General features: G+C 44.7%; 22 protein-coding genes. 3 read left to right on the forward strand and 19 right to left on the reverse strand.

Annotated features, from left to right (window positions below; genetic code table 11):
- The first annotated feature begins 250 nt into the window (after positions 1 to 250).
- A complete protein-coding gene (locus D5S11_RS06055) occupies positions 251 to 1,036 on the forward strand; it encodes a CAP domain-containing protein (protein WP_020955740.1) in 786 nt (261 codons plus the stop codon).
- Positions 1,037 to 1,069: 33 nt separating this feature from the next.
- Here D5S11_RS06055 and D5S11_RS06060 read toward each other — a convergent pair whose 3' ends face one another.
- The 9 genes from D5S11_RS06060 to D5S11_RS06100 all read right to left on the reverse strand — a co-directional run bounded on the left by D5S11_RS06060 (position 1,070) and on the right by D5S11_RS06100 (position 11,839).
- Positions 1,070 to 1,936, reverse strand: a complete 867-nt coding sequence (locus D5S11_RS06060; RefSeq protein WP_043021224.1) for an NAD(P)-dependent oxidoreductase — start codon at positions 1,934 to 1,936, stop codon at positions 1,070 to 1,072.
- 81 nt (positions 1,937 to 2,017) lie between these two features.
- Positions 2,018 to 3,985: a methyl-accepting chemotaxis protein gene (locus D5S11_RS06065; protein ID WP_069007525.1), complete on the reverse strand. Its 1,968-nt coding sequence runs from the start codon at positions 3,983 to 3,985 to the stop codon at positions 2,018 to 2,020.
- Between the two features lie 126 nt (positions 3,986 to 4,111).
- Positions 4,112 to 5,140, reverse strand: a complete 1,029-nt coding sequence (gene splB / locus D5S11_RS06070) for a spore photoproduct lyase (protein WP_003154644.1) — start codon at positions 5,138 to 5,140, stop codon at positions 4,112 to 4,114.
- An 84-nt stretch (positions 5,141 to 5,224) separates the two neighbouring features.
- Positions 5,225 to 5,464: a splAB operon transcriptional regulator SplA gene (gene splA, locus D5S11_RS06075; RefSeq protein ID WP_003154646.1), complete on the reverse strand. Its 240-nt coding sequence runs from the start codon at positions 5,462 to 5,464 to the stop codon at positions 5,225 to 5,227.
- 87 nt (positions 5,465 to 5,551) lie between these two features.
- A complete protein-coding gene (ptsP, locus tag D5S11_RS06080; protein ID WP_015417356.1) occupies positions 5,552 to 7,267 on the reverse strand; it encodes a phosphoenolpyruvate--protein phosphotransferase in 1,716 nt (571 codons plus the stop codon).
- The gene (locus tag D5S11_RS06085) at positions 7,267 to 7,533 is read right to left on the reverse strand and encodes a phosphocarrier protein HPr (protein WP_003154654.1); all 267 of its coding nucleotides are present in this window, start codon (positions 7,531 to 7,533) and stop codon (positions 7,267 to 7,269) included. The genes ptsP and D5S11_RS06085 overlap by 1 nt, the downstream gene beginning before the upstream one ends.
- Before the next feature lie 96 nt (positions 7,534 to 7,629).
- The gene (gene ptsG / locus D5S11_RS06090; protein ID WP_003154656.1) at positions 7,630 to 9,726 is read right to left on the reverse strand and encodes a glucose-specific PTS transporter subunit IIBC; all 2,097 of its coding nucleotides are present in this window, start codon (positions 9,724 to 9,726) and stop codon (positions 7,630 to 7,632) included.
- Between the two features lie 230 nt (positions 9,727 to 9,956).
- On the reverse strand, positions 9,957 to 10,823 hold the full coding sequence (glcT, locus tag D5S11_RS06095) for a glucose PTS transporter transcription antiterminator GlcT (RefSeq protein ID WP_012117426.1): 867 nt from the start codon (positions 10,821 to 10,823) through the stop codon (positions 9,957 to 9,959).
- Between the two features lie 50 nt (positions 10,824 to 10,873).
- A complete protein-coding gene (locus tag D5S11_RS06100; RefSeq protein ID WP_015417354.1) occupies positions 10,874 to 11,839 on the reverse strand; it encodes a LacI family DNA-binding transcriptional regulator in 966 nt (321 codons plus the stop codon).
- A gap of 100 nt (positions 11,840 to 11,939) precedes the next feature.
- On the opposite strand from D5S11_RS06100, the gene D5S11_RS20340 reads away from it, so the two are divergent.
- Positions 11,940 to 12,065 (forward strand): hypothetical protein, encoded by a 126-nt coding sequence (locus D5S11_RS20340; protein ID WP_003154659.1) that lies wholly within the window; start codon positions 11,940 to 11,942, stop codon positions 12,063 to 12,065.
- 57 nt (positions 12,066 to 12,122) lie between these two features.
- On the opposite strand, the gene D5S11_RS06105 is transcribed toward D5S11_RS20340, so the two are convergent.
- The 6 genes from D5S11_RS06105 to D5S11_RS06130 form a co-directional block, all read right to left on the reverse strand.
- Positions 12,123 to 13,217: a M24 family metallopeptidase gene (locus D5S11_RS06105; protein WP_007409596.1), complete on the reverse strand. Its 1,095-nt coding sequence runs from the start codon at positions 13,215 to 13,217 to the stop codon at positions 12,123 to 12,125.
- 112 nt (positions 13,218 to 13,329) lie between these two features.
- Positions 13,330 to 15,243: a heavy metal translocating P-type ATPase gene (locus D5S11_RS06110; RefSeq protein WP_108725001.1), complete on the reverse strand. Its 1,914-nt coding sequence runs from the start codon at positions 15,241 to 15,243 to the stop codon at positions 13,330 to 13,332.
- A 242-nt stretch (positions 15,244 to 15,485) separates the two neighbouring features.
- Positions 15,486 to 15,980 (reverse strand): endospore biogenesis thiol-disulfide oxidoreductase StoA, encoded by a 495-nt coding sequence (gene stoA, locus D5S11_RS06115; RefSeq protein ID WP_007409594.1) that lies wholly within the window; start codon positions 15,978 to 15,980, stop codon positions 15,486 to 15,488.
- Between the two features lie 62 nt (positions 15,981 to 16,042).
- A complete protein-coding gene (locus tag D5S11_RS06120; RefSeq protein ID WP_007409593.1) occupies positions 16,043 to 17,383 on the reverse strand; it encodes a polysaccharide biosynthesis protein in 1,341 nt (446 codons plus the stop codon).
- A gap of 115 nt (positions 17,384 to 17,498) precedes the next feature.
- Positions 17,499 to 18,122 (reverse strand): cell wall hydrolase, encoded by a 624-nt coding sequence (locus tag D5S11_RS06125; protein WP_025284651.1) that lies wholly within the window; start codon positions 18,120 to 18,122, stop codon positions 17,499 to 17,501.
- Between the two features lie 274 nt (positions 18,123 to 18,396).
- Positions 18,397 to 18,591 (reverse strand): hypothetical protein, encoded by a 195-nt coding sequence (locus D5S11_RS06130; RefSeq protein ID WP_007409591.1) that lies wholly within the window; start codon positions 18,589 to 18,591, stop codon positions 18,397 to 18,399.
- Positions 18,592 to 18,754: 163 nt separating this feature from the next.
- Between D5S11_RS06130 and D5S11_RS06135 the strand changes: the two genes are divergently transcribed.
- A complete protein-coding gene (locus D5S11_RS06135) occupies positions 18,755 to 18,940 on the forward strand; it encodes a YkvS family protein (RefSeq protein ID WP_003154669.1) in 186 nt (61 codons plus the stop codon).
- A 72-nt stretch (positions 18,941 to 19,012) separates the two neighbouring features.
- On the opposite strand, the gene D5S11_RS06140 is transcribed toward D5S11_RS06135, so the two are convergent.
- The 4 genes from D5S11_RS06140 to ykvP form a co-directional block, all read right to left on the reverse strand.
- Positions 19,013 to 19,288: a DUF3219 family protein gene (locus tag D5S11_RS06140; protein WP_007409590.1), complete on the reverse strand. Its 276-nt coding sequence runs from the start codon at positions 19,286 to 19,288 to the stop codon at positions 19,013 to 19,015.
- A 414-nt stretch (positions 19,289 to 19,702) separates the two neighbouring features.
- Positions 19,703 to 20,638 (reverse strand): glycosyl hydrolase family 18 protein, encoded by a 936-nt coding sequence (locus D5S11_RS06150; protein ID WP_108725002.1) that lies wholly within the window; start codon positions 20,636 to 20,638, stop codon positions 19,703 to 19,705.
- A gap of 96 nt (positions 20,639 to 20,734) precedes the next feature.
- On the reverse strand, positions 20,735 to 20,962 hold the full coding sequence (locus D5S11_RS06155; RefSeq protein WP_007409588.1) for a LysM peptidoglycan-binding domain-containing protein: 228 nt from the start codon (positions 20,960 to 20,962) through the stop codon (positions 20,735 to 20,737).
- A 15-nt stretch (positions 20,963 to 20,977) separates the two neighbouring features.
- The gene (ykvP, locus tag D5S11_RS06160) at positions 20,978 to 22,177 is read right to left on the reverse strand and encodes a spore protein YkvP (RefSeq protein ID WP_007409587.1); all 1,200 of its coding nucleotides are present in this window, start codon (positions 22,175 to 22,177) and stop codon (positions 20,978 to 20,980) included.
- Between the last annotated feature and the right edge of the window lie 365 nt (positions 22,178 to 22,542).

A 22,542-nucleotide genomic window follows, 5' to 3' on the forward strand; every position in this document is an offset into this window, starting at 1 on the left:
GTAAAAAAAACTGTCAAGATCAAATTATCTTAAAATATATCTAACACTTCAAATAATTTGAAGAGATGTAACGGATTTTAAAAAATAAATACAGATCGTTTTTCCCGGTATAGAGCCATTTTTCTGCGCTCAATTACAATTATGACAAACGTTTGTTGTCAAAGGAAATGGCTGCCTGCATTATGACAAAAAAGCTGTGATAAGATTTTTCATGTAGAAAAAAACAACTTCTCTGGGAGGCTATAAACTTATGAAAAAAGCATTTCTCTTATCTGCCGCCGCGGCAGTCAGTTTGATTACATTCGGAGGCATTCAGCAGGCATCTGCCAAAGAGCTGTCATGCCAGCACGTCGTTACCGTGAAAAAAGGAAACACCGTACAGCATCTGACTCTTCAAGAGGCTATTGAAAAACTACATATGAAAACGAGCGTGAAAAAGCTGAACGTTAAAAATGAGAAAGAACTGAAACAGCAGCTGCAAAAACACGCAAAGAATTCTGATATGACAGTTAAAGACGTTCAAAAAGAAACACCGGCAAAAACGGCACCGGCAGCTGCCGAAAAACCGAAAGCCGATCAAAACCAGCAAAACCAGGCTGCTGACAATGCAAAGCAGACAAATAACACAAACAACAGCAGCGAGAAAACTCCTTCTTCTGTCAGTGCGTACGAAAAGAAAGTCGTTGAATTGACAAATGCAGAGAGACAAAAGCAAGGCTTAAAACCTCTGCAGATTGATGATAAACTAAGCAAATCAGCTCACGCAAAATCACAAGATATGAAAGACAAAAACTATTTCGATCACCAAAGCCCTACTTACGGCTCACCTTTCGATATGATGAAATCTTTCGGAATCACTTATAAAACCGCCGGTGAAAATATCGCCAAAGGCCAGCCGACTCCTGAAGCCGTTGTCAAAGCTTGGATGAACAGTGAAGGCCACAGAAAGAACATCATGAATCCTGAGTTCACTCAAATCGGTGTCGGTTACGTAGAATCAGGAAACATCTGGACACAGCAATTCATCGGAAAATAATATAAAAAAGATTGCCCCGGCGGGCAATCTTTTTTATTTCACCCAAAGCTTATAAATACTTTGAGTTCCGCTGTTTTCTTCACCTTGCGCGGAAAGCTTGTCGTATAATGATTTGGCGAGCGCCAATCCGGGCATCTCTTCTCCCATCAGTTCCGCTTCTTCAAGGGCGATTCCCATGTCTTTAATAAAGTGTTTCACGTAGAATCCTGGTGCAAAATCGCCTTTCAGCATACGGGGAGCGAGGTTGGACAATGACCAGCTTCCGGCAGCTCCGGTTGTAATGCTTTTCAGCACTTGTTCCGGGTTCAGACCGGATTTTTCAGCGTAAGCCATCGCTTCAGCCACTCCGACCATTCCCGCTGCAATCGCGATCTGATTGCACATTTTCGTATGCTGGCCGCTGCCGGCCGGCCCTTGATACTGAATGTTTTCCCCCATAACGGAGAAAAGCGGCAGGCATGCTTCAAACGCTTCTTTTTCTCCTCCGGCCATAATGGCAAGCGTTCCGTTCCTGGCGCCGATGTCTCCGCCGGAAACGGGTGCATCCAAGGCGTGAATGGACTTTTCTTTGGCCTGCTCCGCAATCTTTTTCGCCAGAGACGGTTTTGATGTCGTCATATCAATGACAAACGTCCCTTCTTTTGCGTGCCGGAGAATGCCGTTTTCGCCGAGATAGATTTCCTCGACATCACTCGGATAGCCGACCATGGTAATAATGATGTCTGCTTTCTCTGAAAGGTCTTTGACCGTCTCCTGCCAGACCGCTCCCTTATTCAGAATCTCTTCCGCTTTTTGTTTCGTCCGCGTGTAGACTAAAACAGGATAGCCCGCTTCTAAAATGTGCGATGCCATACTGTTTCCCATGACGCCTAAACCGATAAATCCGACCGTTTTGTTCACTGCGCTTTCCTCCCATGATGCGATTCATAATATCATTCTTTCATGTCTATATTACCATATTATAGGCTGATAGAGACCGCGTTACAAGGTGAATTTAGAAATCGCGCTGATCAGATCTTCGCTCGCGCTCTTTAACATGTCAGTCGATTGCTTCACTTTTTCAAGCGTAACGAGCTGTTCATCAGTAGAAGCATTCACTTCTTCCGCGGCTGCCGCAGATTCTTGAGAAATGGCGGAGATGCTTTGAATTGCTTCTTGAATTCCGGCTTGTTCTTCACTCATTTTTTGAATGTCATTGTAAATATGATCTATACCTTGAACGAGAGACTGCATTTCCGTCGTAATCAGATTGAGGACCTCACCCGTTTCATGAATGGCGCTGTTTTGTTCATCATTCATTCTGCTTGCCTCAATCATCGCGTGTGACGCTTCTTTTGTCTCAGATTGAATCAGACGGACCGTCTCACTGATATGGCCGGAAGAAAGAGCTGATTGTTCAGCAAGCTTGCGGACTTCTTCAGCGACGACGGCAAAGCCCCGGCCGCTTTCTCCCGCTCTTGCGGCTTCAATGCTCGCATTCAGCGCCAAGAGGTTCGTCTGGTCTGAAATGGCGGATATTGCCGTCACGACTTCTTCTATGTTTTTCGTTTGTTCTTCCAGGTCATTCAGCATTGCCTCTACTTTTTTCGTTTCTGAATTGGCTTCGTTTGACTTCATCAGCAGCTGCCCGAGCGCGTCCAATCCTTTGTAGCTGGCATCCTCTGAAGATTTTGAGAGTTGTTTTATGCTGCCCGCGCGATCTGCGATTCCTTTTATTTTGACCGAGAGATTTTCTGATTTTTCATTGATCGTCTCAACCTCTGACGCTTGCTCTGTCGCTCCGGCGGCGACTTCCTCTATCGCTTTTGCGATTTGTCCGCTCGTTTCATTTGTTTCTTGTGAAATGACGGTTAGCTGGTCAGATGTATCAGACACATTTTCTGAGGAGGCCTTAACCTGTTCGACCATCTCTTTCATATTTTCAACCATTTGGTTAAAGTCTTTTGTTAACTCGCCTACTTCATCTTTTGATTTCGTCTGGGCGCGGACGGTTAAATCTCCAGCTGAGACTGAATTTGTTTTGGCGATCAGCTGCTGAATCGGCCCGGTTATCGTTTTTGCTAGGAAATAGCTGAGTCCGATCGTAATCACAAGGGCGATCAGTGACATAAAAATGCTCACCGTGTTCATTTTATCGGCTACTCCCATCAGCTGATCTTTTTCAAACTGCGTTCCGACTTTCCACCCTGTTTCTTTTACCGTTTGGTAGACGACCATGTTCCCCTGCAGCTCTTTGACGCCTTCTTTATCCGTGGTGATGTCTTTTAACGTCTGATCTTCCGAAATATTTTTTCCCTGTTTTTCCGGATGCGCCAGAAGAGAGCCGTTTTCATCCGCCAAAAACGCAAATCCTTTATACGGTACCTTTTGCTCGTTGACCATGCTCTGAATGGAGGACAGCTTCAGATCTAAGCTCGCCACTCCGACGACGGTTCCGCTGTTTTGAATGGCTTTTGACGCCGTCACGATCATGTCTCCCGTCACTGCATCTTTATAAGGGTCAGTCCAGACAACCTTATCGGGTTTTTCAGCCGCCATCTTATACCACGTTCTATTTGTCGGATCATAGTCTTTGGCAAAATCGGCCTTTGGATATGTAAACATTTGTTTGTTTGCGGTTCCGACGTACGCAAGCGCGACATATTTGTCATTCTGTCCGATCTGTTTTAACTCATCGTTAAAAAGCCGCGCGGTTTCTTTGTTCCCATCTGATAGAAAAGACCGGGACAATTCACCGCCTGCTAATCTCAATAATACGGTCTCATCATTTTTCAGCTGAAGCTCAATGTTCTGACCGAGTGAATTGGTGACATTCTCTGTCGTACGTTTTGCTTCCTCCGTCATCATCGGCTTTAATGTCAAATATGAAGAAACCGTTAAAAAAACAACCGTTACGATAAGCATTGCCGATACAAACACAGCAATTTTGATATGCATTTTTTTAAACATAACCATCCCCTCCTGAGAGTTATATCGGTCTTTCGGCCATGAAAATGAATAAACCTTGAAATAAATATCAAAAATTTCCGCCATTTGGCGCAGCAAAAAAAGAGCCGTCATGCCGACAGCTCCGCCTTACGTAAAATATTCGATTTTCGCTTTCGGAAAATAGGTTTCGATATAAGATTCCAGTGTTTCCCTTAAAGCATGCTCTTCGTCTTTTTGGTATATATACTTGCCGATTCCGTAGCGTCCCCATTTGTATCTGCGCTTTTCTTCATCAAGCTCAAGCTTTGTTTTCGGATAGTTCTTCTCAATCACCCGTTTGGCTGGTTTTGTAAAACGGTGCTGGATCAGTTCAAATGTGATGTCATGCCGAACGTCTTCATCAAGCGCCGCATCCAGTTTCTCAAACAGTTCCTTATAGCCTTCCTCCCAGCCATCGTGAATATAAATCGGCGCCACGATGAAACCGAGCGGATAGCCCGCTTTAGCGACTTTCACGGCGGCTTCTATCCGTTTGTCGAGCGGAGAAGTTCCCGGTTCAAAGTTTTTAATGACATAATCCGCATTGATGCTGAATCTGAACCTAGTCTTTCCGTTATGTTTTGCATCAAGCAAATGATCGACGTGGTGAAATTTAGTCACGAATCTGAGCTGTCCCAATTCGCTTTGTCCGAAATGTTCAATGGCTCTTTTTAATGTATGTGTCAGATGATCGATTCCTACGATATCAGACGTACAAGAGGCTTCAAATCTTGTAAATTCCGGCGCCCGTTCTTTCATATACTCATCAGCCTGATCCAGAATCTCTTCCACATTGACATATGTCCGGATGTAGGGCTTTGACCCCATCGTCGTCTGCAGGTAGCAATAGTGGCAATGCCCCATACAGCCCGTCGCAAATGGAATGGCATATTCGGCGGACGGCTTTGAAGAATCGAATTTCAGTGTTTTCCGGACGCCGATTACCAATGTTGATTTCGCGTTCCGGTATTGCTGCAAGTGATTTTTCCCTGGAATATTCCGGACTTGATTATGCGATGTCGTTTCTCTGATCTCAAGCCCCATGTTTTCAAACTTATTCTTCAGCTCTTGTCCTAACGGGTATTCGAGCGCTCTCGGTTCAATATAAACAAGCTGGGGCACAAACGGCTTCAGCATAGACAGACACTCCCTTTACATATTCTCATGTTGTTACTTTCCGTTTAAAAGAGAGTGAATATGCGTTGTAAACATTTCCTTTGATCAATGATACCGGTCTTCTTCAAAAAGCTCGCTGTAAAGCGCTTCCGCTTCCTCATATGTCGAAAAGACCGCGTCATCTTCGGCCAGCGGATGATAGGTTTCGTATAAAAACAGAGACAACTCTCCCTCATGATACGGGTGATGGACGATCTCCGCCTCTTTAATATGGGCAACATTGGCGGCATGCGGATTGCGGTAAATCACATAGACCGTATCCCCCGCTGCAAATGATTTTGTCATGATAATCCCTCCTGTTGAAAGTTATTGTTCCCCCCTTTTTTCCGAATATGACAAAAACCAGACGGCTTACACCGTCTGGCTTTTGTATTACTTATTGAATGTTTCTTTAACGAATGCGACAACCTCTTCTGTCGTGCTCATAGACAAGATTGTTTCTTTGAATGATTCAGCTTCTTTTTTAGAAAGCTTGCTGATCTGCGTTCTTGCCGGAAGGATGGATGTAGCGCTCATCGAGAACTCATCTAAGCCTAAGCCGAGAAGAATCGGAATCGCAATTTCGTCTCCCGCCATTTCTCCGCACATGCCGACCCATTTGCCCTCTTTGTGAGCGGCTTCAATAACAAGGGTGATCAGACGGAGAATCGCCGGATTGTATGGCTGATACAGATAAGCTACGCGCTCGTTCATGCGGTCAGCAGCCATCGTGTATTGGATCAAGTCATTTGTTCCGATACTGAAGAAGTCAACTTCTGCGGCAAACTGATCTGCGATAACGGCTGTAGACGGAATCTCTACCATCATACCGACTTCAATATCGTCAGAAACCGCTACGCCGGCTTCGACGAGTTTTTCTTTTTCTTCGAGAAGAATCGCTTTCGCCTGTTTAAACTCGTTTACTGTCGCAATCATCGGGAACATGATTTTTAAGTTTCCGTATGTACTTGCACGAAGCAGCGCACGAAGCTGAGTTCTGAAGATTTCTTGCTCTTCAAGGCAAAGGCGGATGGCTCTGTAGCCTAAGAACGGGTTCATTTCTTTAGGTAGCTGCAGGTAAGGAAGCTCTTTGTCGCCGCCGATATCCAATGTCCGCACGACAACTGATTTTCCTTCCATACGCTCAAGAACCGTTTTATAAGCGTCAAACTGCTCGTCTTCCGTCGGAAGCTGGTCGCGTCCCATGTAAAGGAATTCCGTACGGTAAAGCCCTACAGCTTCTCCTCCGTTTTCAAGAACGCCTTTTACATCGTCCGGTGTGCCGATATTTGCGGCAAGCTCTACATGATGGCCGTCTTTAGAAACAGTCGGTTCATTGACGAGCTTCGCCCACTCAGCTTTTTGCGCCAGGTAAGCACTGTGCTTTTCTTCATATTTCTTTAACGTTTCACTGGAAGGATCGATGATCACATCACCATCGATGCCGTCTACGATTACCGTAACACCGTTTTCAATTGTCCCTGTAGCCGCTTTTGTGCCGACGACAGCCGGAATTTCAAGCGAACGGGCCATGATCGCGGAGTGTGAAGTGCGTCCGCCGATATCAGTTGTAAAACCTTTTACAAACTGACGGTTTAATTGCGCCGTATCAGACGGTGTCAAATCTTCAGCCACGATAACAACCTCTTCTGAGATCATGCTCGGGTTCGGAATTTCCACGCCCAGCAGGTGCCCTGTCACACGTTTTGTTACGTCACGGATATCCGCCGCACGCTCTTTCATGTATTCGTTATCCATTGATTCAAACATAGTAACGAACATGGAAGCTGTTTCTTTCAAAGCGAATTCAGCATTGACTGAATCTGTGCTGATTTTCTCCTTTACCGGGTTCAACAGCTCAGGATCACTCAGAACTAAAAGGTGCGCGGAGAAAATGTCAGCTTTGTCTTGTCCCAGTTCTTTTAAAGCATGCTCTTTAATTTTTTCAAGCTCTTCTTTAGAACGTACAATCGCTTCATCAAAACGGCTTACTTCAGCCGCAGCATCAGCAATGTTTTTCTTTTCAACCGTTAAGTCCGGCTCTTCAAGCCGGTATGCTTTCGCAATCGCAATTCCGGCTGAAGCGCCTATTCCTTTTAATTCTTGCATTACTCGCCGAGTCCTTCGCTTTTCATTGTTTCTTCTAAAGCGTTAAGAGCATCGTTTTCGTCAGCGCCTGAAGCGGAAATTGTGATTTCAGCGCCTTTAGCAATACCTAGAGACATAACGCCCATGATTGACTTAAGGTTTACTGTTTTGCCGTTATATTCTAAGTTTACGTCAGCATCGTATTTGCTTGCAGTCTGTACAAGAACTGTCGCAGGACGAGCGTGGATTCCGGAATCTGCTGTTACTTTAAATGTTTTTTGTGCCATGATTATCATTCTCCTTTAAATTAAAGCTATTTTACTACACAATATTATATCATACAGCCGTACTTGTCATCTGACAAGCACGGCGTATTTATATGCTTATTTTCCGATTTTCACAATATCTTTTTGTTCCCGTTTTACGGTACCTTCGGCCGAAAGGGAAATCGCTTCACCCTCGGCAAGATTTGTAAAGACAATCGGTGTCATTAATGAAGGAACATGAGGTTTAACCGCTTCAAGATCAACTTCAAGCAGCTTTTGTCCCGGTTCAACCCGGTCACCCTCAGAAACAAAAGAAGTGAATCCTTCGCCTTTCAGGCTGACTGTGTCGATTCCGAAATGAATCAGGATCTCTCTTCCGCCGTCAGACTGAAGGCCGATCGCATGTTTTGTCGGGAAAACATTCAGCACTTTTCCGCGGACAGGCGATACGACGATTCCTTCTTCAGGAAGAATCGCAAAACCGTCACCCATCATTTTTCCTGAGAACACCTGGTCAGGCACATCGGTAATCGGATGGATTTCGCCGGTGATCGGAGAAGCGAACACTTCTTCACCCTGCTCGTTTCGGAGCGGATCTGCGATAACCTCTTCAACCTGCTGGCTGACTTCTTCTTGCGCGGATACTTTCGGTTCAGGGCGCGGCGTGCGTCCGGCGATAATATCCTGCATCTGTGTTTTTAAACCGTCAGAACGCGGGCCGAAAATGGCCTGAATGTTGTTTCCGACTTCAAGAACGCCTGAGGCGCCAAGCTGTTTCAAACGAGTCTTATCCACTTTCTTCTGGTCGTTGACCGTAACGCGGAGTCTCGTGATACAAGCGTCAAGGTGCTTAATGTTTTCCTGATCACCCATTGCCTGCAGGATTTCATAAGGAAGGTCGCCGGCTTCGCCTGAGGCGCCCGCACCTTCATCCGCAGCCTCTTCTTCACGGCCCGGCGTTTTCAGATTGAACTTTCTGATAGCAAACCGGAAACCGAAGTAGTAAATGACGGCTAATCCTAAGCCGACCGGAATGACAAGCCACCAAGCCGTCCGGTTAGGCAGAATTCCGAACAGGAAGTAGTCAATCAGACCGCCTGAGAAGGTCATACCGATTTTTACATGCAGCAGCTGCATAACCATAAAGGAAAGTCCCGCGAATACGCAGTGAATCGCAAACAGGATAGGAGCCACAAACAAGAATGAGAATTCAAGCGGCTCGGTAATTCCCGTTAAGAAACTTGTCAGAGCGGCAGAACCCATGATTCCGGCTACAAGTTTTTTCTTTTCAGGCTTCGCTTCATGATAGATTGCAAGCGCTGCCGCCGGAAGACCGAACATCATAAACGGATATTTCCCCGTCATAAATGTTCCCGCCGTCAGCTGTACGCCGTCTTTGATCTGAGCCATGAAAATCCGCTGATCTCCGCGGATGATGTCTCCGGCCGCATCTTTATAGCTGAAAAATTCATACCAGAACGGCGAGTAGAAAATGTGATGAAGACCGAACGGAATCAATGACCGCTCAATCATCCCGAAAATAAAGGCCGCCAAGGTTGGATTCGCTTCCACAAGACCCGTGGAGAAGGAATTCAGACCGTGCTGGATCGGAGGCCAGATCACTAACATAATAAGACCGAGAATTAATGCGGAAATTGATGTGATAATCGGGACGAACCGCTTACCCGCAAAGAATCCGAGGTACTGCGGAAGTTCAATTTTATAAAACTTGTTGAACAATAACGCGGCCAGAACCCCGACGATAATACCGCCGAACACGCCCGTCGCCAAAGTGGGTATCCCCAGCATGTTAATATAGGCCGGATGGTTTTCCGCAAAAAACTTTGCCCGTTCAATTTTGTCAGACGGAATACTGCCGTTTGCCATAAGCACGGCGCTCATGGATACGTTCATGACCAAGTATCCGATAATAGCCGCGATTCCGGCAACACCGTCTCCGTTGGCAAGACCGATCGCAACCCCTACTGCAAAAAGAAGCGGCAGGTTGTCAAATACGATTTGGCCGGCGCTTTCCATGACATTCGCCACAAGCTGAACGTTATCATTGCTTAAGAAGTGCATGACTTGAATCATATCTTTGTTCTGCATGGCATTCCCTAACGCAAGCAAGATCCCCGCAGCCGGTAAAATCGCAACCGGAAGCATAAGAGCACGGCCGATTTTCTGGAGAACGCCGAATAATGCTTTAAACATAAAAGATGTACCTCCTCTGTTAGCTAGTGTGACCTTACAGCGAAAATTCATGACAACGAATTCACTGGCGCAAGTCTTCAGTTTAACCGTTTACATTTGCCCTTTTACACAACAAAAAAGGCATGAGTAAAAAGGGTGTGCAAAATAACGGGACCGTTCTTCCCGTTTTTTACCCTCAATCACTCATGCCTGATCGAATCAGTGACACGTTTTTAAGGTTTCAACTGAAATTATGAAATTTTATTGGTTAATCGGTACAAATGAAGCGTGAGATAAACCGCTTCCGCCTCATGAACTGGTTTTTTCAGTATTTGCTGCAAGATTTTTATCAGTTTCCAAGCAGTATTGTAGCATAGCGGGTATTCATTTTTCAATAATAACATTAACTTTTCTGGTTCTTTTGTCTGCTCTTCCCGATTAATCCTGTCTATGGTAAATCTGATATGCCGGATCAGCCGCAAATAGTGGACGCTTTCTTTATTCACTTTCATCTGGAAAGATTCCTCAATCACCTGAACGAGCCGGGACATCAGCTGTGAATGCTGATTGACCTCTGAAAGGGGCCGATTCGTCAGGGCGGAGTGGATATGCAGAGCGATAAAGCCGATCTCTCCTTCCGGAAGACAGATTCCCGTCTTTTCATTAATCATGCCGACGACTTCACGGGCAATTTGGAATTCTTCCGGATAAAGCGTTTCGGTTTCCATGAGAAACGGGTTTTTAATGTCAAAACCCTGCTGCAGCCGCTTTACCGCAAAGGCAATATGGTCAGTCAGCGCAATATGGATATGCTCATTTAACGGTTGGCTTGTCCGCTTCTTGATATGATAAATGACGTCATTGGAGATGTCGACAAGTGTCTCGTCCACATAACCGAGGAGCTTTTTAAATTGTTTTTGTTCTTTTTCATCCTTTAAGATGAACATCTTGTCATACCCTTTATCTTCAATGACATCCGCTTGTTTTTTTCCAAAGCCGATCCCTTTTCCGATTAAGACGACCTCACTGTATCTATCATGTGTTGCGATGAGCACATTGTTATTTAATACCTTTTCAACTGTAAAGGACCCCTTCATGATCCTCAGCTCCTTTGTCATTCAATACCTCATATCGTACAAAACGAACGGAAAGCGCGTCAATTCTTTTTTTAGACGGTTGATCGTTCAATAAGGCGGTAATCAAGAACTTTCCTTGCCGGAGGCCCGCCGCTGATCCGGTTCTCAAGCATGTGAAAAGCCTGCTTTCCCATTTCTTTTGTTTGTATATCTATTGTGGAAATACCTAACATCTTGCTGATATCATGATTGTCGATGCTCAAAATCGCAAGCTCTTCCGGGATGCGCGTCCCGTTTGCCTTGGCTTCAAGGTAAAGACCTGCGGATACTTGATCATTCGCCGCAAACAGCGCAGTCGGTTTGTCATCCCAGCTCTTCCATCTATGAAAAAGGGCTTTCCCGTCAAGCAGCGTCAGCGCCTTTTCCACAACCAGCTCTTCCCTGTAAGGCTGCCCGATCTTCTTCAGCGCCTCTTTGTATGCGGCAATGCGTACTTGACTGTTTTTTCCCTTTTTTCTGGCCAGGCTGATCGCTATTTTCCGGTGTCCCTTTTCTATCAGATAATCCAGACCGTGCCGAAATGCTTCCCGATGCGGATTACTGATGGAGGAAAGCCCTGCCGCATCAGTGTACTGGCAGAGGATGAGCGGTTCTTTCACGGTAAGCAGATGTTCATCAGGAATTGCTTTGGAGCAGATAATCAGGCCGTCCACTTGGCGCTCCTGTAACTGTGATAAGGCAAAACGTTCTTTTTGCTGCTGATAATCTGTCTGGTATAAAGAAAGATGCACGCCTGACGCTTCGGCAGCCTCGGCAATACCTGCAACAAGGTCTGCAAAATACGGAAGATTCACCGACGGAAGCACAACGCCGATCATATCGGAAAAACCTTTTGATAAATGCACAGCATGAATGTTGCGCGTATATCCGAGCGATTGCATCGCTTTTTTCACTCTTTCTCTTTTGTCCTTACTTACATAAGGATGATCGTTTAAAACTCTTGATACCGTTGTAACGGAAACCCCGGCAGCGCCGGCAATGTCTCTGATCGTAGCCATTGCGTCCCCCCCTTTCTTTTTTTCCCTTGATCTGGAATGCGTTTCATACAGTAAGCTAGAAACAGAAACAGCCTATTCGTTTGAAAGGAGAAGAACAGCGATGGGGATTCTTTGCTTAATCGGTTTGTGTCTCGCCATACTCGGCGGCAGTTACCTTGCCCTGCGGCCCCTGAATGAAAAGCATGACATCAAACCATTTCAGCATTTTGATGATTTTTTCATTTAAAAGGTGATAAAAAAGGACGCTGCGTTCCAGAACCGTCCTTTTTTATCACAAAGCTTTCTATTTCAGAATCGTTAATTCTTTCGGATACTGCGTTAATGCTTCGGCGCCGTCTTTTGTGACGAACACATCGTCTTCAATGCGCACGCCGCCGACATCCGGCACGTAAATCCCCGGTTCTATCGTGTACACCATGCCTTCTTTGAGGAGTGTGTCGTTCGCGCTGCTCATTGATGGATATTCGTGAACCGAAATCCCGAGTCCGTGGCCGAGGCGGTGCGGGAAATAGTCTCCGTATCCGGCTTTTTCAATAATGCCGCGGGCTTTTAAATCGAGATCGCCGATTCTGACGCCGGGTTTGCTTAATTGAAGCGCCGCCTGTTCAGCTTTAAGCACCGTTTCGTAAATCTCTTCCTGTTTCGGGCTGATTGATTGGTATGCGAATGTTCTCGTAATGTCTGAACAGTAGCCGTCAAGAATAACGCCCAGATCAAACAGAACGAAATCGCCTTTTTTCAACCGGTCTGCACCCGGATTTCCATGGGGCTGGCCAGATTTTTCCCCGAACAGCACCATCGTTGAAAATGACATGCCCTGCACGCCTTTTTTCTTCAGCTCAAACTCAATCTGCGCGAGTACTTCGGTTTCACTCACACCCTCTTTGAGCGCCGCGACACCGACTTCAACTCCGTAATCCGCAAGTTTTGCCGCTTCCCTGAGAATGCTGATTTCCTTCTCATCTTTCACGAGACGGAATTGGTTGAGCGTTTCTTCTGCCGAAACAAATGCCGCGCCCCCTGAAGCTTGTTTGAGCTGTTCTGAGCGGGAAAGAGAGATCGAATCCTTTTCAACCGCGATGGAATCAAGCCGCACATTTCGTTTTGTGAGCTCGGCTTTGATCAGCTCCCACGGATCTTCGTGATCGCCGTAGCCGATAATATCATGCTCCCACCCGGCGCTGCGGGCTTGTCCGGCTTCCATTCCCGGACAAACGAAAAACGGCTCCTGTTCCTGAAACAGGAACAATCCCATTAACCGCTCATGCGGATCCGTGTAAAAATCAGTTAAATAAAATACGTTTTCCTTTGTATGTATAAACGCCGCATCATGTCCTTCTTTTTTCAGCCAAGATGAAACACGTTCTAATCTGTTCATTTTTTGCTTTTCCTCCTTACCAAAGTGACTCTTTATTCATTCTATCAGTTTTCCGGCGTTTATGCTGTGAACGAACATTAAAAAAACAGCCGCCCGTGTGCGGCTGTCATGTTTATTTTAATAATCTCAGTCCGTTCAGAATGACCAGAATCGTGCTCCCCTCATGCCCGATCACGCCAAACGGCAGTTCCATCACCTGAAGAAAGTTGGCGCAGATCAAAAGGCAGATGACCGAGAGCGAGAAAACAATATTCTGCTTAATAATCCGGTTCATTTTCCTTGAGAGTCTGCACATTTTCACAAGCTTGTGAAGATCATTTTTCATAAGGACTAAGTCAGCCGTTTCAAGGGCCACGTCCGTTCCCCCGCCCATCGCAATACCGACGTCAGCGGTTTTCAGAGCGGGCGCGTCATTAATGCCGTCCCCCACCATGGCGATTGTGCCGTACGTTTCCTTCAGCTTCTTCACTTCTTTTGCCTTTTGGTCCGGCAGACAATCGGCAACAACCGTCGTCATGCCCGCCTCTTTTGCAATGGCAGCCGCAGTTTCAGACTGATCGCCGGTGAGCATGGCTGTTTTAATGCCCAGTGATTCAAGCTCAGCCATCACGGCTTTGGCTTCAGGTCGGATTTGATCCTTTAAGGCAAAGCAGCCCGCAATCCGGTCATCTTTTTTAACAAAGACCAGTGTAAAACCTTTATCCTTTAATTCTTTTCCCGATGTTTGCAAAAAAGCATCTGCCGCATCTTCACCTGCAAACCCCGCTTTTCCGACCATCCATTTGACACCTTCTATTTCAGCCTGAACACCGAATCCGGACGTCTCGTCAATCGATAGATGTCCTGCGGGCGCGGCGCCCCGGCTTTCGGCAAATTCAGCTATCGCTTTTGCAAGCGGGTGGCTTGATTGCTTTTCCATGGCATACACCGCCTGCATGATCTCATCTTCACTCACATGTTCCGCAGCTTGAAATGCCGCGACTGCCGGCTGTCCCTTAGTGACCGTGCCGGTTTTGTCAAATGCGATCATCCATACGCTTCCCAGCTGCTCTAAAAACACACTTCCTTTAACCAATAATCCGTTGCGGGCCCCATTTGAGATAAGGGAAAGCGCAGCGGGCATAATAGAAGCGACAAGTGCGCACGGGGAGGCGACCACCATAAACACCATCGCCCTGTAAAAGGTTTCACTCCAGCTCCAGCCTAAAGCGAAATGAGGAATGAATAAAAGCAAAGCCACGGCTAACAGCACGCCTTTGACATAGACACTTTCGAACCGCTCAATAAATGCCTGAGCCGGTGACACGCTGTTTTGGGCTGATTCCACCAGCCGGATGATTTTTCTGAATAAAGACTGTTCATTTGTTTTCGTCACACGGACCGTTAAGGAGCCGTTTCCGTTTACCGTTCCTGTAAACACAGAATCTCCGGCTGTTTTTTCCGCCGGCATCGCTTCACCCGTAAGCGCCGATTCATCGAGGCTCGTCACGCCAGACTCAATGATCCCGTCTGCTGCTACGCGTTCGCCCGGCTTAATGACGATCATGTCACCGATCTTAAGTTCAGCAGCCGGCACCCGCTTTTCCCGTCCGTCCGCAAGCAGTGTCGCTTCCTCCGGTTCCAGTTTCATTAAAGATGTTAAATCACGGCTGCTTTTATTCATCGTATATGTTTCGAGCGCGCCGCTTAACGAAAAAATAAAGATAAGAACAGCGCCTTCAGCCCAATAACCGATCAGGGCGGAGCCGACAGCCGCAAAAATCATCAGCAGTTCCACATTTAACGCCTTCGTCTCAATGGTATCCTCAATTCCCTCTTTCGCTTTTGCAAATCCCCCGATCAGGAAGGCAAGGATATACAAAGTGACGGACAGGCCTTTTGTTTCGGTAAAAAACCAGGCCGCAAGAATAAGGACGCCGGATACGAGCGCCGCAATGAGTTCTGCATGCTGGAGCCACTTTTTTCCGGCCCGCTCTTCTTGTATGTGCTGTTGTGAATGGGTTTGTGTCATCACTTGTTCATTCATTATGAATTCTCCTCTCTAATTGAGAACGCAAATCATCTTCAATTCCCCGATAAAAGCAAAACAGCCGCCTGACAGGCAGCATTTTCACAGTGTTATCGCAGTGTTTCCTTTATTATAGCATGCCGGCGGAAGATTTCAATTATAATTGTTTTAATTTCTTTTTGATAATAATTATCATTAGTGTTTCTTCAGCTGTTCATTATATGCAAAAAAGGTGCGGGAGGAATTCCTCCCGCACCTTTTTATTTCTCTGACCATTCTTTTAATTGTGAGGCGGTCATCGGACCGACGATCTTTTTTTCGATTTCTCCTTTTTCATTCAGCAGAAATGACGTGGGAATCGTCATGACATCGTATTCCTTCATAAGCTCGCCTTTCGTGTCAAGAACAATCGGGAAAGTGAGATGGTGCTGACTGACAAAGTTTTGAACGGTATTTTTGTTTCGCTCGGCATTCATCAAATTTACCGTTACAAGGCTTACATCATCGGACTGATGCTGTTCATAATACGTTTGGAACTGAGGCAGTTCTTTTTTGCACGGCGGACACCACGATGTCCAAAAATGCAAAATCGTTTTCTGCCCTTTATTCGGAATCGATATCTCGTCTCCTTCAATCGTCTTCATCAGAAACACGGCGGGAACTGCCTGTTTTTCTGATGAGGCTTTTGCTTCAGGCATCCAGACGGCGGCAGCTATCAAAAGGACTGCACATACAATTAGGCGGTTTTTATGCATATGATCTTCCTTTCACGCGTTTCGGATAGCTTGCCCTTCCTTATTGAAATGTATCAGCCTTTTCAGCTTTCGATCCGGGGCGCTGTTCTTCCGCCGCCCGTCAAAAACACGGAGACACCGAGGTCTTTGCAGATCGTCGCGTAATGTAAACTTGTCAGAAGAATCATGCCGGTATTCATGCCGAGTATAATGCCGAGCATTTGCAATTCCGGCATAGAACCGAGCACATACATCATCGAAAGCCCTACAATGCTGCTCCATACGTTATGATAAAACGCCGTTTTCACGTGGCCGATACCGATCAGACAGGCCTGAAGCGGCATCACAAACAGATGAAAAAGAAAAAACGGCCACAAAAGCTGCAAATAATACTGCGCTTCCGGAGACTGAAAAAACAAATGGGTCAGCGGGCCCGCGAACTGAAACATGACCCAGACTGCCGGAATGCCGTAGCCGAATGTAATAAAAATCGCTTGTCTCAGCCGTTTCAGCACAATATCATATTGGGACAGCGCATACGCTTCTGAAATGCTGGGAATCATGACGACCATCAGCGAATGGGCGATAAATGCGGGAAACGAACCGATTGTCATCGCAACACCGGCAAGCATGCCGTATTGATCAATCGCGGCTGTCCCGGCTGCCCCGGACGCCAGCAGCGCTCCTTTCACTAAAAAGGGTTCAATGGCGTTCGTCACCGCATGAAATATACGAAGTCCCGTTGTCGGGATGGATACGGCCAGGAGGCGTTTCCGCACGTCCTTGCCGCGAAGATGAATGTGCTGATGGCCGGAAAGCGCCCTCCGTGCCAAAATAAACTGCGTATACAAGTAAACGAACACCACGACATCGCTTGCGACCAGCACAAATAATGAAATGAGCACGGCCATATCAATTTCAAAAGAGTACCATTGAAAAAAGATAAACAGACAAAGCACTTGAATGATTTTTTTCATGACATTCGCAACCGCGATTTTTCCCATTTGCTGCACACCCATAAAATAACCTCTGGCGATGGATGTAAAAGCGACGACTGGAATCAGCCCGATGACAATCCCTTTAATAAACGGGTGATACGTATCGAATACAGGAATGAACGGCAGCGCGATGCTTGCGGCCGCGGTTGAAAACGCGGTAAAAACGGCGGTCATTCTGAAGGCATGCCGGAGCATGCTTTCATGCAGCTTCTGATTGGATTCCGCGATGAATTTTGAAATGGAGATCGGAAGCTCCAGACTGGCGATGACGATAATTAAAAAAATGGTGGGCAGAATGCTCATGTAAAGTCCCATCCCATGCTCGCCAAGCTCCCGCGCCAGTATCATATTCACGACAAATTCCAGACATTCCGCGAAAAAGGCGGCGATGGATAAAAGAATGATCCCTTTCACAAATCGATTCATGGTGTCTCTCCTTGTCTCTCGTTCTTCCATCATCATATGAGACAAGTTCTGAAAATATTTTCGATTTCTCAAAATTGAAAAAAGCATAGCCGGGATATTTTTGATCCCGCTATGCTTACATCGCAAATACGTGTCTGCCGATCCGTTCGATAATTTTTCGGGAACGGATCCAGTGGTCAGATGCCGTTTTCGGATTGTAGAAAAACAACGCGTCCGTTTCTCTGCCCGGATGGTCAAGCGCCTCATTTGCGGCGGCGATGGAATCCTTATCCGGCTTTTGATTAATGCTTCCGTTTGCTACCGGTTCAAATGCATTCCTTTGATAGATCACGCCCCGAATGGTATCCGGGAAGCCGTTTTTTTCAGTCCGGTTCAGCACTACGCTGGCTACCGCAACCTTCCCTTTATAAGACTCACCCTTCGCTTCTGCGTGAACGAGCCGTGACAGAAGTTGTCTGTCAGCGCGGGAATACGTTTTTTTCGGCGGCTGATAAGCCGTCTCTTCCGGTTCTGCTTTCTTCTCTTGGTGAGATGACAGCTTTATCGGTTGGATAGAATGCTTATGATCCGTTTTTGAAAGCTTCGGAACCGAGCTTTTTTTATTTAAATCAGCAACCAGTGTGCTGGGTTCTTGCTTTGGCTTCTTCGCAAAAGTAAACAGAGCTTCTGTATGTTCAATTTTTGATGCAGGCATAAAACATAGAAAAAAGACAGCCAAGGCAGCAAATTTTGTCGTCATACGATTTCCTCCTTAAATACTTCACTACCTTAACAAGAGCTGTGCGCAAATTCACGGTTAAAGATTTTCCAGTGCTCCCAATCAGCTTTTATGATGGAAGAAGTTCGTTAACAGCCTTGTTATTGGCAGGAAAACAGCCGTCATTTTCACAACATTAACCAAATAGCAGTAAAAGTATCCATCGGAGGGATTTTACATTTTGTTTACATCTGTTACAGCCAGATGAAATGAGAAACTAAGAAACAAAAAAAGACTCCTCAAGTGCGAGGAGCCGTCAGCTTCTTGGCTGTTCTAAATACTGGAAAACAACATCTCCGCCCTGCTGTGCAATACCGCGGAAATGCTTAAAATCTTCCTGCTTCGATAAAACTGCTCGAAATGCAAGAAAATGTTCTTTCTGCACCCTGAATTCTTTGATTTCCCCGGTGCGCATTTGGTTGATACATTCTGAAATTTCCTCAGGCAGCAACGAACACAGCCTCCTTTTCTCGGCTTTTTCCCGAAAATCAATATATCATCTTTCCCCCGCCGGGACAATGATTGAGCGGGCTGATACCCATATCGCTTTACTTCTTAAAGAAAATACTGCAAAATATTTTCAAACAGGATTTATGATAAAGGAGAGGAAGCTCGTGAAAATTGCTAAGGTTGGAAACGTCATTGAATTTAAAAACGGATTAACCGGTATTGTTGAAAAAGTAAATGAAAACTCCGTCATCGTTGATGTAACCATCATGGATAATTATCGTGACCTTGAATTAGATTCCCTCACTGTCGTCAATCATAAGAATTATAAAATCATCAGAGACTCCTATTAAACCCCCCGAACAATCCGAACCATTTACATATCCCGCACAAAAGCTGCCGCCCGGCAGCTTTTTCAAATGAATTCAGATCTCGGTCATTTCTACAAAAAAATCACCTGTCTCATCTTTATTGTAAAGATTAGTGACGGATGTATAGTAGTTGGTTATTTTACCGCGGAATTCAAGCCCACGCTCGGGCGCCTTGATATCAAATGTTTTTTCATACAAAAGAACGGCAATATCATGATACGTTTCAGAGGTCACCTTCAATATAAATGAAATCATGCGGCCGTTTTCACCCGCACTTTCTTTACAATCATACATTTTCAGTCTTACACCGTTTAACTCTAACGGCTCCATAACGAACACTCCTTCTTTTTACAGGACATGCTATCATGCTGACCATTCCTTGACAATTGATCCGCTCCGAATGAGAAAAAACAGCGCAGGCCTTTACAAACATACGTTCCCTATTTTATAATGAAACAGACGAGCTGCCATCCAGCACCCGTCTTTTCATTAGAAAGCGGCGAGTGGAATTCCCCCCGGATTCGCTCGTCTTTTTTATGTAAAACCCCCTCATTTCTGAGGAGAAACTATATGGTCGATTATCAACAAGTCATGGTTCTCCACGTACCTTGGCGCCTTGAATTTCCCCATCCTTTAATGAGAGTGGTCAATCAATTCTCATCATGTTTTTTAGATAAACCAGCATCCATTCAGGATAGAGATTCATTGCAATTATCTTCGAATTTTGCTTTGAACTATAAATCATTATATATTTTTAAACACTGTATTCCAGACTGACGCATCCTCTTGTCCAAGACTCCAGCTGCCAAGACCTTTCAGATTATATTTTTGAGCGAGTTTTATTTTTGCTCTGAGTGACTGTTCATTTTCAAACCATAATGTATATGTTCCCGAAGGCAACAGCCCCTTGTTATCCTGATTGACAGTAAAAATAGCTTTTGGAGATTGACTCTTTGTGTCAAAAATAATTGTCCCGTTATGCCTTTTTACTAATGAGTCAACAAGGTAAAGGGGAATGGCTTGAGAGGCAGATTGGCCTTTCATCCAACAGCGGCCATAGAATGGCAATCCTAAAACTAGTTTTTCAGGAGAGATTTTTTGGGTCAGAGCATATTGAATGGACTTTTCCACCCATCCTACACTTGCAGTAGGTCCAGCAAGGTGGCTTGCATCGTAGGCCATAATCATAAGGTAATCTGCATATTTAGCTAAATACTCGTAATCATATGATCCGTGCCAGCCCTTCGTCCAGCCAAAAGGATTTGCCGCCACTGCAACTGATACTTCTTTATGTCTAGGAATACTTTTCCTTACCAATCTAACAAAATCTGTAAATAAATTCCGATCTTTTTCTGTAAGGTTTTCTATATCGATATTAACTCCGTCCAAATCCAGTTCTTCTATTGCATGAGAAATTTGTTTAGCTAAAAGAACTCGGTTCATTAATGAAAATCGCCCCAAATCCTGATCCCAATGATTGCTTAGAAAAGGAACTACTTTTAATTTTCTTCTATGAAGAGCTTTAATCACATCGGGATTAGCTGAACGGAGAAGTAATGATCCATCTTTTCTGATATAGAAAAAATCAGGAGACACAACATTTAATACTCCGTTCGTTTGATCAACGTGTTGAATAAAATCCCATCCTAATCCAGAATAGAAATAGCTCATTTGAAACATCTCATAACCCCTTCATCCCCAAAAATATCAAGTTCCCCACAAATAAAAAAATGAGGATTGTCATTTCAATTTGATTCGTTTCCGAAACCTCAAAGATTATCTTTCTCTTATCTTTATAATTTGTCCAGGATAAATTCTATCTGAAGAAAGCTTATTAAGATTTATAAGTTGTTGTACCGGGATATTGAAGGATTTAGAAATCGTCCATAATGTATCGCCGGATTCCACATGATATACTTCGTATGTCACGGGAAATTCCATATAACGAGGCGTTCTTTTTACTTTATTCGCTTGATTTCTTATTTTAGGTATTTTCCCCTTCATTCATATTACTCTCCTTTAGAAAAATTTGTTATCAATATTTCTAAACAGTTTCTCTCTAATCTTAATGATTTGTCCAGCATATATTTGATCTGATTTGAAATGATTAAGCTCCATGAGTTGCTGCAGGGAAACATTATACTTCCTGGCAATTATTGATAATGTTTCACCGGGAGTAACATGATGGATCACGTATTTTTCTTTGAGAACATCTACATAATGAATGGTTTTCCCTAAGTTTCTTATAATTCCTCTGCTTTTTAGCACCTCAAGCATTCTCTCGGCTCTATGCAGATAGGAATCATTCTTTACAGCCTTTTTACCGTTTATCTGAATCTTTTTTCTCTCGCTATCATGATTCAAATAGTATTTAACCTTTTCCAATGTTTCTTTTGGGGAGGAAGAAACGATGAGATCGCGGCCAGGTTTGAATTTACCTCGAACTGCTGGTGTATCCGATGTCAATAAAACCCCCCCGGAACCAAGAATCTCATAGGTGCGTTGCGTAAGTTGGCTTTCACAGTTTTGCAAACCGATAACGACTTTTGCTGAACTGTAGACTTTATATGCTTCAGTATAATCAAGGTATCCATGGATCCAATTGCGGGGAATTTCTCTTCCTATATATTTACTCATTTTTTCCCAGTTTCTCCCCCAAAAATCAATGCGAATACCCTTCCGTATAAGAGGACGAATAAGCGTTTTTAAAGAGGACGAACGGAACACTTCCGGATGTTCTTCAAGAAAATTAGGGTAAGCATTAGCCACCACTGCTATATCACAACTGTATTTTGCTAATGGTTTAATCTGGTGATGTATACTTTCGTGAAATGCAAAGTCTAAGTGAGCTGCTTTAATCCCCATGCTTTCATAAGTTTTACACAGAGAAGGCGTAACCGTGAAAACAAAATCTGGTTTCACCTTTTTAATTAACGGGATAGTAAAGTTTTGAGTGTGCAGCGGGTCTTCAGTTGCCCAATAAACGAGAGGGATATTCACCTTTTTAGTAGCGTTGCGAATCCAGGCCTGCTTTTCCCTTGAATGCTCTGGTGTCCATCCCATAGATACTATTAGATCTGGTTTAAATTCGTCTATCATTTCAGTGATATTTTCCCGACTTACAGGACCGGAAATCATTACGGTATGTCCTGCTTCCCTAAACCCATTTGGTAAACCATAGAGCCACATGGGATGACTCTCGAGGAAAAGAATTTTCACACATTTTCGCCCTCTCTTTCACTTTCTAATGTCTACTTTATTGGTATGTAGAAGAGAAATAATTTGTCGCGGTACCAGTCTATAAAAAATGTTCAAGTGCAAGATAACGTGATTGGATATGGTGCCCCACAAAAAAAGAAAGCAATCTACAACATATTTTCCTTTGATTTTGTTAGCCTTTCTGCCAAAATACTTTCGTTAATAAATTGTTTTTGTGCTTAAAAGAAAAAGACGTACACATTTGTACGTCTTACATTACCTCTGCAATAGCAATTTATTTGCATAAAAGTCATAATAGGCACGCTTTTATAGTGATTAACGATTATCAATCGTCTCCGGATACATATCATGATTCATCATCCGAT

Source organism: Bacillus sp. L75, assembly GCF_003676355.1.
Classification (GTDB): Bacteria; Bacillota; Bacilli; order Bacillales; family Bacillaceae; genus Bacillus; species Bacillus velezensis.